9 protein-coding genes are annotated in these 11,456 nt (G+C 68.5%); 5 read left to right on the top strand and 4 right to left on the bottom strand.

Features of this window, described 5'->3' with window-relative positions; genetic code table 11:
- Nucleotides 1-222 precede the first annotated feature (222 nt).
- Both ABN028_RS18775 and ABN028_RS18770 read right to left on the bottom strand, forming a co-directional pair.
- Nucleotides 223-1,410 (bottom strand): threonine synthase, encoded by a 1,188-nt coding sequence (locus tag ABN028_RS18775; RefSeq protein ID WP_349329874.1) that lies wholly within the window; start codon nucleotides 1,408-1,410, stop codon nucleotides 223-225.
- Nucleotides 1,411-1,430: 20 nt separating this feature from the next.
- On the bottom strand, nucleotides 1,431-2,702 hold the full coding sequence (locus tag ABN028_RS18770; RefSeq protein ID WP_349329873.1) for an amidohydrolase: 1,272 nt from the start codon (nucleotides 2,700-2,702) through the stop codon (nucleotides 1,431-1,433).
- A gap of 174 nt (nucleotides 2,703-2,876) precedes the next feature.
- Here ABN028_RS18770 and ABN028_RS18765 point away from each other — a divergent pair, with 174 nt between their 5' ends.
- Complete coding sequence (locus ABN028_RS18765; RefSeq protein WP_349697441.1) at nucleotides 2,877-3,788, top strand: LOG family protein; 912 nt, start codon at nucleotides 2,877-2,879, stop codon at nucleotides 3,786-3,788.
- Nucleotides 3,789-3,822: 34 nt separating this feature from the next.
- Here ABN028_RS18765 and folP read toward each other — a convergent pair whose 3' ends face one another.
- Nucleotides 3,823-4,683 carry a dihydropteroate synthase gene (gene folP / locus ABN028_RS18760; protein ID WP_349697440.1) on the bottom strand — a complete coding sequence of 287 codons (861 nt, stop codon included), beginning with the start codon at nucleotides 4,681-4,683 and terminating at the stop codon, nucleotides 3,823-3,825.
- 234 nt (nucleotides 4,684-4,917) lie between these two features.
- Here folP and ABN028_RS18755 point away from each other — a divergent pair, with 234 nt between their 5' ends.
- From ABN028_RS18755 to ABN028_RS18740, 4 genes are all read left to right on the top strand, one after another.
- Nucleotides 4,918-5,601 (top strand): DivIVA domain-containing protein, encoded by a 684-nt coding sequence (locus tag ABN028_RS18755; RefSeq protein WP_349697439.1) that lies wholly within the window; start codon nucleotides 4,918-4,920, stop codon nucleotides 5,599-5,601.
- On the top strand, nucleotides 5,598-6,212 hold the full coding sequence (locus ABN028_RS18750) for a DNA-3-methyladenine glycosylase I (protein WP_349697438.1): 615 nt from the start codon (nucleotides 5,598-5,600) through the stop codon (nucleotides 6,210-6,212). The genes ABN028_RS18755 and ABN028_RS18750 overlap by 4 nt, the downstream gene beginning before the upstream one ends.
- A gap of 34 nt (nucleotides 6,213-6,246) precedes the next feature.
- Nucleotides 6,247-6,660, top strand: coding sequence for a RidA family protein (locus tag ABN028_RS18745; RefSeq protein WP_349697437.1), 414 nt, complete (start codon nucleotides 6,247-6,249; stop codon nucleotides 6,658-6,660).
- Between the two features lie 332 nt (nucleotides 6,661-6,992).
- Entirely contained in the window at nucleotides 6,993-8,966 is a 1,974-nt protein-coding gene (locus tag ABN028_RS18740) for an ABC transporter substrate-binding protein (RefSeq protein WP_349697436.1), read from the top strand.
- A gap of 69 nt (nucleotides 8,967-9,035) precedes the next feature.
- On the opposite strand, the gene ABN028_RS18735 is transcribed toward ABN028_RS18740, so the two are convergent.
- Complete coding sequence (locus ABN028_RS18735; RefSeq protein ID WP_349697435.1) at nucleotides 9,036-11,393, bottom strand: glycoside hydrolase family 95 protein; 2,358 nt, start codon at nucleotides 11,391-11,393, stop codon at nucleotides 9,036-9,038.
- Nucleotides 11,394-11,456 lie beyond the last annotated feature (63 nt).

Genomic DNA, 11,456 nt, shown 5'->3' with positions numbered 1-11,456 from the left:
ACCTAACACACAGCCCAACCCCCCACCCCCAACCCCCCGCCCCCACCCCCAGCCCAAACCCCCAGCCCGGCTCCCCGTGATCATGATCGTGATCATGAAAGATCTGCAGGCCCATACGCCGCTTTCCTTTCATGATCATGAACGAGCCTCGGGGCCCGCTGAACGAGCCTTGCGGTGCCCGATGGGCGCGGCTCGCGGGGCGCGCGGCGGCGGGGGCGCGGGTCAGGACGCCTCGGGGAGCGGGACGGTCGAGGGGTACTTCAGACCCGTACCGGTGTTGAGCACCACGACCTCATCACCTGCGGCGATCCAGCCGGCCGCCCTGAGCTGGCGTACGGCCTCGAACGCCGCCGCACCCTCCGGGCACACGAACGCACCCTCCAGCTCCGCCACCCGGCGCTGCGCGGCGAGCAGGTCCGCGTCCGACACCGCGACCGCGCACCCTCCCGTCTCTCGTACCGCCCGCAGGATGAGGAAGTCCCCGAGCGCCTTCGGCACCGTGATCCCGAACGCCACCGTCCGAGCGTCCGGCCAGGGCTCGCTCTCCGCCGCGCCTCGTTCGTACGCCGACACGATCGGCGCGCAACCCTCCGCCTGCACCGCCACGAGCCGCGGTAGCGACCCGGACACCCAGCCCAGCGACAGCAGCTCGCGCAGCGCCTTCCAGATCCCGATCAGCCCGACACCGCCGCCGGTGGGGTAGAGGATCACGTCGGGCATCCGCCAACCGAGCTGTTCGGCGATCTCGAGGCCCATCGTCTTCTTGCCCTCGATCCGGTACGGCTCGCGCAGGGTCGACACGTCGAAGTAGCCGTCCCGTTCGGCCAGCGCCGTGCGTACGACGGCAGCAGCGTCACCGATCAGCCCGTCGACGAGGACCAGTTCCGCTCCCACGACGGCGCACTCACGGCGGCAGATCTCCGGTGCGTCGTACGGCATCGCGATCAGGCTCTGCATTCCTCCCCGCGCCGCGTAGGTCGCCCACGCCGACCCGGCGTTGCCGTTGGTGGGCATCGCGATCTTCTTCACGCCCAGCTCGCGCGCCCGTGACACCCCGACCGCGGCACCGCGCGCCTTGAACGAACCCGTGGGCACCAGTCCCTCGTCCTTCATGAGCAACCGGTCGACACCGACCTCCCGCCCGTACGAAGCAAGCGGCACGAGCGGCGTCATCCCCTCGCCGAGCGACATGACCTGCGACTCCGCGCGTACCGGCAGCAGCTCGTGATAGCGCCACAGCGACGGTGCCCGGCCGGCGATCTCGTCGCGGGACATCCCGCTGCCGACCTCGGCCAGGTCGTAGTCGACGAGCAGAGGCGAACCGCACGTACAGACGTTCGTCACCTGGTCGGCGTCGTGGTGCTGGTCGCAACGTGGGCAGGACAGGTGGGAGAGAGCCGAGAAGCGCATGGTGATCGATGATGGCACGTTCACGCCGTTCGGCCGTTCGCTGTCCCGCGGAGCAGTGCCTCGAGCACGTCCACGGCCACGGGGATGGACGCCTCGTCGATGTCGAACGACGGATGGTGGTGTGGCGCACGGTTGCCACCGCCGACGAGCATGTACGTCGCGAGCCCGCCGGCCCCCTGCACCTCACGGGCGAACAGGCTCGCGTCGTCGCTCCCGCCGAGGGGCCGCAGGGCGACGGCGCGCTCGTCGCCGTACTTCTCCGCGGCGATCGCCACGATGGCGTCGACCAGCTGGCGGTCGCAGGTCATCGTGGTCGACCCGCCGGTGCGTTCGATCACGACGGTCAGGTCGTGCATGGCGGCCGCTCCACGCAGGACCGCCTCCACGCGGGCGGTCAGTGCGTCACAGATGTCGGCGTCGGTCGAGCGCGCTTCCAGCGTCATCTCCGCGTACGACGGAACGATGTTGACGTTGTCCCCGCCGTGCAGGGTGCCGACGTTGAGCCGGGTGTCGGCGGCGGCGTACCTCGGCAGGGCCATCACGTTGAGCAGGGCGCTCGCGGCGCCGACGAGCGCGTTGCGGCCCTGCTCCGGGGCGCCGGAGGCGTGCGCGGCCTCGCCCCGGTACACCGCTCGGAGCTTGTGGGTGGCGAGGAGGCCTTCGCAGCCGCCAGCGACCAGACCGCTCGGCAGTCCCAACCCGAGGTGGACCGCGACGAACCGGTCGATGCCATCGGCCGCACCCGCCGCGATCATCGCTGCCGCACCGCGCCCGCCCTCCTCGGCCGGCTGGAAGAGGATCCGTACCCGGCCGGGGAAGTCGTGGTCGGACAGCCGGGCGGCGAGGGCGAGTCCGATCGCGGTGTGACCGTCGTGGCCGCAGGCGTGCATGAACCCGTCCTGGCAGGCGAATCCCAGCGCGGTCGGACGATGGTCCTCGTCGGTCGCCTCGGCCAGGGGCAGGGCGTCCATGTCGCAGCGCACGCCCCAGGTCGGCCCCGGACGGTTACCGGCGATCTCGGCGATGACGGCGGTGCCTTCGCCAGCCGCGCAGGCGGCGAGGTCGGGATCGGCGCCGGACTCGACCGCGCGCCCACGTATCCGCTCCCGGGTCATCGCGTCCGGGTAGCGGGCCACGCCATCGGTCCGCATGGCCTCTGTGCCGCGCCGTACTTCGATCCCGAGGCCCCTCAGCCGCGCGACCACGATGCTGGACGTACGAATCTCCAGAAATGCCGGCTCTGCGTGGCGGTGGAAGTCGCGACGCAGCCGGATGATCTCGTCCGGGTCCACGTCACCCCACCGTAGTCGGGCTCGGGCGCGCGATGATGCCGTCGCCGGGTTCGGTAGACCTTCGCCTCGGGTCAGCCGCTGCCGGGCCGGTAGCGCTCGGCGGCGCTCGGCGGCGGCGGACCCGGATCGAGCATCGACCGTGCGGTGTGGCGCTGGGCATCTACCATTCGAAGGATGTCCCACCAGCAGAACGTCCCGGCCGAGCACGGTGAGCAGCCGAGGAACCACGCCCGCGCCGACAGCCCGGTCGAGCAGCGGGGGCGGATCGTGACGCGCCGCGGCCAGGTGTCTCGGTCAGCCGACGCGAGCACGACGGACCAGCGACTCCTCGACAGCCGTGGTTCCGGTGACTGGGTGCACACCGACCCGTGGCGGGTGATGCGGATCCAGTCCGAGTTCGTCGAGGGCTTCGGGATGCTCGCCGAGCTCGGGCCGGCGATCAGCGTGTTCGGCAGCGCGCGCACGGCGCGGACCGACCCCGACTACGCCACCGCCGAACGCCTCGGCAGCGCACTGGCCCACGCCGGTTACGCCGTCATCACCGGCGGTGGTCCGGGCGTCATGGAGGCCGCGAACAAGGGCGCCAGCGAAGCGGGCGGGATCTCCGTCGGACTCGGCATCGAGCTGCCGTACGAGCAGGGCATGAACCACTGGGTCGATGTCGGGCTCAACTTCCGGTACTTCTTCGCGCGCAAGACGATGTTCGTGAAGTACGCCCAGGGCTTCGTGGTGCTCCCCGGCGGCTTCGGCACCTTCGACGAGCTCTTCGAGGCGCTCACCCTGGTCCAGACCCGGAAGGTGACGCGCTTCCCCGTCGTACTGATCGGCACGGCGTACTGGTCCGGTCTGCTGGCCTGGCTGCGCGACACCGCGGTGGCCGGGGGCAAGATCAAGCCGCACGACGTCGACATGCTGTTCGTGACCGATGACGTCGACGAGGCCGTAAGCCGCATCCATGCCGTCGAGTCCGAGGCCGCCGGTCCCTCGGAGGTGCCGGACATGGTTTCCGGCGGCGTGGGTTCCGGCGACCTGGGTTCGGGCGACCTGGTTTCCGGCAACGGCCGGCCCGTGGGTCCGGAGGGCTGAGCCGCGGTCGGGGCGTGGCGGGCCGGCGCGCCGGTCAGAGGCCGCGCCGGGGGGCCGCGGGTGGTCGCGTACCCCGGATCGAGGCCACCATGTCCAGCACCTGCCGGGTCTCGCGTACGTCATGCGCCCTGAACACCCGCGCACCCAGCCACGCCGAGACCGCGGTGGCGGCCAGTGTGCCCGCCAGCCGCCGCTCCACCGGGAGATCCAACGTCTCGCCCACGAAGTCCTTCCGGGACAGGGCCACCAGGACCGGCCAGCCCGTACGCACGAGTTCGTCGAGTCGCCGGGTGATCTCGAGGGAGTGCGCGGTCGTCTTGCCGAAGTCGTGGGTGGGGTCGATCAGGATGGCGTCCCGTCGTACGCCGACAGCCAGGGCGTGCTCGGCCAGCCCACCCACGCGGGCCAGTACGTCGGTCACGACGTCGTCGTAGGCCGGCCGGCGCGGGTCCGTTCGCGGTGGCAGACCGCCGGTGTGTGAGCAGACGATCCCGACGTCGTACTCCGCCGCGACCTCGGCGAGGGCCGGATCCGCCCCGGACCAGGTGTCGTTGATCAGGTCCGCCCCTGCCGCGCAGAGCTCCCGGGCGACTGGTGCCCGCCAGGTGTCGACGCTCAGGACGAGGTCGGGCCAGCGGGAGCGGACGTCGGCGACGAAGGGGACGGTACGCCGGAGTTCCTCGGCGACGCTCACCTCCGTGCCTTCACCCGCCTTGACGCCGCCGATGTCCACGATCGCCGCGCCCTCGGCGACGACCTGGGCCACCCGGTCGAACGCCGGACCGTCGGAATAGGTCGCTCCACGGTCGTAGAAGGAGTCCGGCGTACGGTTGACGATCGCCATGACCGCATGCTCGTCCGGCCCGAACGCCCGGCTCCCCAGCCGCAGCCACATCTGTCCTCCCTGCGCGTCCGGCTCGTCGGGGTGTCCGGACCACCCCTAGCCTCGCACCTGGGGCGAAATGATCACGTTTACGTGATCAATGCCCGCGATGCGCGGCCAATTTGGTGCGCATCGTGGGGACTTGTCGCGCATCGTACGCAAGGCGCAGCCCGATTTCGGACCAGAACGCGGTTTCCCGGCGTCCCCACCCGACACGTGGATGGGCTGACATGGCACGATCAGGCCATGACCTGGTTGTGGGTCGCCCTGGTGGTCGTTGTCCTCGGTCTCACCGCCACAGTCGCGGTGGGGCGTGGCGGCGCGATGGCACGTGCCTATCCGGACCGGCGCGACGTCCGCCTGCCCGCGGACCGGCCACTGAGCGCGGACGACCTCAGCGACGTCGACTTCTCCGTCGTACTCCGTGGTTATCGCATGGACGAAGTGGACGAGGTGATCCGGCGCCTCGTGCACGAGATCGCCGCCCGCGACGCCCGGCTCGCGCGGCTTGGTGAGGCCGGCCGGGAAGCCGGCTACGGGCACCATGCGGCTACCGAACCGGCCAGCGCACCCGGCATGCCCAACGCTCCCGGCATGCCCCCCACCACGTCCGGCGTCAGCGGGGCCCCTGGCGACGGCTACCCTTCCCGGCCCGGGCATCGTGCCACCGGCGACGTCCTCGCCGGCGCCGATCCAGGCGTCTGGCACCCTGCCGAGCCCGATCCCGGACACCCCGCAAACCCCGGACACCCCGCAAACCCCGGACACCCCGAACGGACCGGAAACCTCCGTGACGACGAGGCGGCGGCCCTGCTCGACCCGTGGGCCCGACAGCCCGTCGACACGCCGGAACGCGGGCCGCTCGAGTCCACCTACCCACCGCACCCGCATGAGTCCTCCGGCCGGCACGCGGGCGCCGGGGAGCCGTGAGCGCACCGGTCGGCCCGGACGGCGCCACCCGGTGCCCCTGGGCCAACTCCACTCCGGACTACATCGCCTACCACGACGAGGAGTGGGGCCGGCCGGTCCGTGACGACCGTGGCATGTTCGAACGCCTGACCCTCGAGGCATTCCAGTCCGGCTTGTCCTGGCTGACGATCCTGCGCAAGCGCCCCGGGTTCCGGCGGGCCTTCGCCGATTTTGACATCGCCACGGTCGCGGGCTACGACGAGGCGGACGAGGCGCGCCTGCTCGCCGACACCGCGATCGTCCGCAACCGGGCGAAGGTCAGCGCGGCCCTCCGCAACGCCCGCGCAGCGCTGGAACTACCCGACGGGCTCGCCGGGTTCCTCTGGTCGTACGCGCCCGAGCCGGACGGGCGCGCCGCCCCCCTGACCCTGGCCGACGTACCCGCCAAGACTCCTGAGTCGACCGCCATGGCGAAGGCGTTGAAGCGGAACGGATTCGCCTTCGTCGGCCCCACGACCTGCTACGCGATGATGCAGGCCACCGGCATGGTCAATGATCACCTCGCCGACTGCGTGGTCCGCGCCACGGTCGTCCATGCGTCCCGTACCACCTCAGCCAGCACGTCCCCATGAGATCCTCGACACCCCGACCGAGGGAGTGAGTCCCATGCCACGTCAACGGGTGTCGTCAGGGTCGCCGTACGAGAAGGAGATCGGCTTCAGCCGGGCGATCTCCGTCGGCGACCGGATCCTCGTCGCCGGCACCGCACCGGTCTGGGACGACGGCGAGGTCGATCCGGATCCGGGGGTCCAGGCGTTCCGCTGCCTGGAGATCATCCTCACCGCTCTCGCCCAGGTGGGTGGCGCCCCCGAGCACGTCGTACGCACCCGGATCTACCTCACCGACGCGTCCGACGCCGATGCGGTGGGTCGCGTGCACGGCAAGGTCTTCGGTGAGGTACGCCCGGTCGCGACGATGGTCGTGGTGGCCGGACTGCTCGACCCGCGGTGGAAGGTCGAGATCGAGGCCGAGGCGATACTCGAACCACGCCGCAAGGGGTGGAAGGCCCTCGGCGGCTGACCGCCCCGCTCGAAACTTTTCGTTCCCCGTCGGCCTTGCCGAAGGCGCTGATGTCGACCAGGTTTGACGTTACAACTCACTTGGCGCTGGAATCCAGTCGCGAGTTGGGGCCCGAAACTGCTGTCCAGTAAGGCTTCGGCCGACAGGGGTCGTTGTCAGGTCTTCGTCGGCGTGGCAATCAAGTGCCACGGTCGCCCACATTGCTGGCCGGGGGCAGCTCTCCTACACCGAGTAGCAGAGCTCGGTCCGTGTTTCTGCCGGCAGCCGCTGTCGCTACGCGCGCTGCCTGAGCGGGCTGCTATTGCGACGCAGAATGAGAAAGGAGAATCTCCGTGGATCACACTAGCCTCAAGGCTGGTCTGACGAGGCGACAGCTGCTGGCGACGGGGGGCGCGGCGTTCCTGGCGACCTCGGCTACCGCATGCGACGCACTCTCCACTCGCCCGGGCGGGAACGACGGCCCTCCCAAGGGCAACGGCGCCAAGGGGATGGAGGCGCCCTCCCTGGCCCAACAGGTCAAGGCAGGGAAACTGCCGCCGGTCAAAGAGAGGTTGCCCAAGGAGCCGTTGGTCGTCAGGCCTGTAGAGAGGATGGGCACCTACGGAGGCGAATGGATCAACTGCGTCACCGAACTTGCCGGGGGATACGAGTACTTCGGCTATGAACAACTCGTCGGCTGGGACATCGAGTGGACAAAGGTCGTCCCCATGGTCGCGAAGTCGTGGGAAGTCTCTGACGGTGGGAGGTCATACACCTTCACCTTGCGAGAAGGAATGCGATGGTCTGACGGGGAGCCTTTCACCGCCGACGACGTCGTCTTCGCGTACGAAGACGTCCTGAGTAATGAGGAGTTGTATCCCGACTTTCCGGCGTGGCTCACCTCCGGTGGTGAGCCGGCTGAGCTGGAGAAGGTCGATGACTACACCTGTCGGTTCAGCTTCTCCGAGCCGCACGCGTTCTTCCTGCAGCGGCTCGCCTCGCCCGATGGCATCATCCTCACGAGCTTGCCCAAGCACTACCTGCAGGAGTTCCACAAGAAGCTCAACCCCGACGCCGAGCAGGTCGCCAAGCAGGAGGGCAACTCCACCTGGGCGGAGCTGTTTCTTGCCAAGGGTGGGGCCGGGTTGCTTGACCTGGGTCCTTGGCAGAACGCGGACTTTCCGACCTTGCTGGCGTGGCGCGTAGCCACCCCCCTGGGAGGTGACCGACTCGTCGTCGAGCGCAACCCCTACTACTGGAAGACCGATCCGGAAGGCAGCCAACTGCCCTACCTCGACCGCGTGGTCGTGGAAATCGTCCAGGATGCGGAAGTGGCCGTACTCCGGACCACGGAGGGTCGATACACGCTTCCACCGAGCGACTTCCTGACGCCAGACAACAAACCGGTGTTCGCGCGCGAGCGTGAGAGCGGAGGCTACCACTTCGCCCCGCTCGTCACCGCCGACACCAACTACACGACGGTCGCGTTCAACATGACGGTCGAGGACCACGCGTTGCGGGAGGTCTTCCAGAACAGGGACTTTCGGATAGCGCTGTCGCACGCCATCGACCGCGACGAGATCATCACAGCGGTCTATCAACGGCAGGGCGAGTCGTGGCAGGTCGCTCCGCGAAGGGAGGGTGACTTCTTCCACGAGACCCTGGCCAAGCAGTACACCGAGTTCGACATGGCAAAGGCCAACAAGCTTTTGGATGATGCCGGGTTCACCGAGCGGAACAGCGACGACATTCGGCTCCGTGGCGACGGGAAACCCATCCGTTTCACTGTCGAGATCCCGATCGGTTTCGACCCGACCTGGCCGGATGTGGCGGAGATGGTCCAGGGCTACTGGAAGCGCGTCGGCGTGCAGTTGGACATCAACCCGGAGTCGACGGACCTCTTCTTCGAACGAACGGGAGTGAACAAGCACCAGGCTGTTTTGTACTCCGGTGAGAACGGGCTCTACGACGCCATCCTGGATCCAAAGTGGTATCTCCCACTGAACGCAGGGTCCCTCTTCGCCACCCAGTGGGGACTCTGGTACGACTCCGGTGGCGAAGGTGGAGAGAAGCCACCCGCTCAACCCCTGCGGCAGATGGAGCTCTACGACGAGATCAAGGTCACGCCGGACGAGGCACGGCAACGCGAGCTGTTCATGCAGATCCTGGACATCGCGCAACAGGAGTTCTACCTCATCGGAACCGTCCTGCCCACTCGTTACAACATCGTCCAGAACGACTTCATGAACGTTCCCAAGATGCCCGACTCCTGGATCTATCCTGATCCGGCACCTGCCAGACCGGAGCAGTACTTCCGCAGCGCCTAGTGTCCTGGCGCAGGACACTAGCCTCGAGATTTCACGCCGTGCCCAACGCCACGACGTGAAATCTCGAGGCTAGGACTGCACGGCGGCGCCGGATGCGTACGCCCGGTAGGTGTGTCCCTCTTCGGCGTCCAGTTCGATCAGGTCCGTATCGGCCTTCGTCGTTCTCGCGGTGTCGCCATGTGTGAGGTCCAGCACGACGTGGCGCCCGGCGAACATCCGACCGCGTACCCTCACGCGGCCGGTATGGTCGGCGGCAATGAGGATCTCGTCGGCCTGGCCGTCGCTCCATGCCACACCGACGGTGTAGCCTCCGCGGCCGCGGAGCCCACTCACCGCGCCGGTCGGCCAGGCGGCCGGGAGCGCCGGCAGCAGGTGCAACTCGTCGTTGTGGCTGTGTAAGAGCATCTCGGCGATGCCCGACGTCGCGCCGAAGTTGCCGTCGATCTGGAACGGCGGATGCAGGTCGAACATGTTCGTGGCCAGCCGGTCGGGCGTGAGGAGCTCGCTGAGTAGTTCGTGCGCCCGTTCCGGCTCCTCGAGGCGCGCCCAGAAGTTGATCTTCCAGGCCAGCGACCAGCCGGTTCCCGCGTCGCCACGCAACTCCAGGGTCCGCCGCGCCGCCTCGAACAGCTCGGGGGTGTCTCGCCTGGTGACCTGGTTGCTGGGATGCAAGCCGTACAGGTGGGAGACGTGCCGGTGGTGTGACTCTGCCTCCACCCAGTCATGGAGCCACTCCTGGAGGTTGCCCCGCGCACCGATCTGCAGAGGTGCGAGGCGTTCCTTGGTGGCAAGCACGTGGGCGCGGAATTCGGGATCAACACCGAGGATCGCACTGGCGCTGACGCAAGCTCCGAACAGGTCACGGAGGATCTGCATGTCCATGGTGGGCCCGGCGCACACGCTTACGTCAGGGTGGTGGGCAAGCTCCGGTGAGTTCGACGGGTTGGTGACCAGCCACCCGAGACCGGGCTCCTCCACCAGCGAGTCGAGGAAGAATTCGGCGGCGGCCTTCATCGCCGGGTAGTACGACCGGAGGAAGTCCAGGTCCCCGGTGAAGCGGTAGTGGTCCCAGATCATCGTGCTGAGCCAGGCGCCGCCGGTCTGCCACATGCCCCAGAACGCGCCGTCCACGACGGAGCCTCCGCGCCAGGCGTCGGTGTTGTGGTGGGCGACCCAACCGCGGGCGCAGTACTGCACCTCGGCAGTACGCGCCCCGGTCACGCTCAGGTCCTCGATCATGTCGAAGACCGGCAGATGGCACTCGGCCAGGTTTGTCGGCCCTGCCGGCCAGTAGTTCATCGGCAGGTTGATGTTGAGGGTGTACTTCGAGCCCCACGGCGGATCCAGCTGGTCGTTCCAGATGCCCTGCAGGTTCGCGGGCTGGGTGCCTGGCCGGGAGCTTGAGATCAGCAGGTACCGCCCGTACTGGAACAGCAACGCAGCAAGCTGGGGATCGTCCGTGGTGGCGTGGCGCTGGATCCGTACGTCGGTAGGCTGGTCGGCGGCTGCGGTACGTCCGAAATCGATTGACGTGCGGGCGAACAGTTCCCGGTAGTCAGCGATGTGGCGCCTTCTGAGCTCGTCGTACGGCCTGTCCTCCGCGTCGCGGAGGTGAGCCCACGCGACCGCTTGACAGTCGCCGCTCACATCCTGGTAGTTGACGTAGCTGGTGCCGATCGAGATCAACAGGGTGACGCTGTCGGCACCGGTAATCCGCAGTTCCCCGCCGCTGCTACTGACCTCGCCGTCGTGGGTGACGGCCCGGGCGAGCGCGAGGAACCGCACCGACCCGGGGACACCTTCCATGTCACTGGACACACCGTCCAACGCGATCGTCGCATCGTCGGGGCTGATCGTGTTCGTGCGTTGCGGGCTGTCGAAGGTTGCCGAGAACGTGATCGCCCCAGGGGTGTCCGCCGTGAGGCGCAGCGCGACTACCTGGTGAGGAGCGCTCGCGATCACTTCGCGCCGGTACCGCACACCGTCCGCTGCGTAGTCGACGGTGGCCGTTGCCGTGGTGAGGTCGAGCTGCCGGCGATATTCCGTCACCTCGCTCGGCGTCGGGAAGGTCAGCCGAAGATCACCCACGGGTTGGTAGGCCAGCTGCCCGACCGGGCTTCCCAGGAAGGCCTCGTTGATCAGGTCCTGGGCCTCCCGCCATCGGCCTTCGAACACCAGGCGCTGGACTTCCGGCAGGGCATCGGCTCCCTTGGAGTTGCTGGAGTCGTACGGTCCACCGGCCCAGACCGTGTCCTCGTTGAGCTGGAACCGCTCGGCATCGACGTTGCCGAACACCATGGCGCCGAGCCGTCCATTGCCGACAGGCAGGGCACGAAGCCAGCTCGCGCCGGCTGGTTCGTCGTACCAGAGTCGTAGGTCGTGGGTCGTGGGAGTCTCCAGCGAGTGGCCGCGGGTCAGATCGGTCATGTGTCCCCCTCGAACTCCGCGCCCGACCTCTCCCGCGGGAGAGCTGACGTCGTTAGGATCGAT

Origin of the sequence: Actinopolymorpha sp. B17G11 (assembly GCF_040196095.1) — a bacterium.
In the GTDB taxonomy this organism is placed as follows: Bacteria; Actinomycetota; Actinomycetes; order Propionibacteriales; family Actinopolymorphaceae; genus Thermasporomyces.
The sequence above is the reverse complement of the archived record's forward strand: the minus strand, read 5'-3'. Positions and strand labels throughout refer to the sequence as shown.

Excerpts from the sequence above, each read along its gene's own strand:
- ABN028_RS18775 (WP_349329874.1), bottom strand. The coding sequence starts at position 1,410 with ATGCGCTTCTCGGCTCTCTCCCACCTGTCCTGCCCACGTTGCGACCAG.
- ABN028_RS18765 (WP_349697441.1), top strand. The coding sequence starts at position 2,877 with ATGTCCCACCAGCAGAACGTCCCGGCCGAGCACGGTGAGCAGCCGAGG.
- folP (WP_349697440.1), bottom strand. The coding sequence starts at position 4,683 with ATGTGGCTGCGGCTGGGGAGCCGGGCGTTCGGGCCGGACGAGCATGCG.
- ABN028_RS18755 (WP_349697439.1), top strand. The coding sequence starts at position 4,918 with ATGACCTGGTTGTGGGTCGCCCTGGTGGTCGTTGTCCTCGGTCTCACC.
- ABN028_RS18745 (WP_349697437.1), top strand. The coding sequence starts at position 6,247 with ATGCCACGTCAACGGGTGTCGTCAGGGTCGCCGTACGAGAAGGAGATC.
- ABN028_RS18735 (WP_349697435.1), bottom strand. The coding sequence starts at position 11,393 with ATGACCGATCTGACCCGCGGCCACTCGCTGGAGACTCCCACGACCCAC.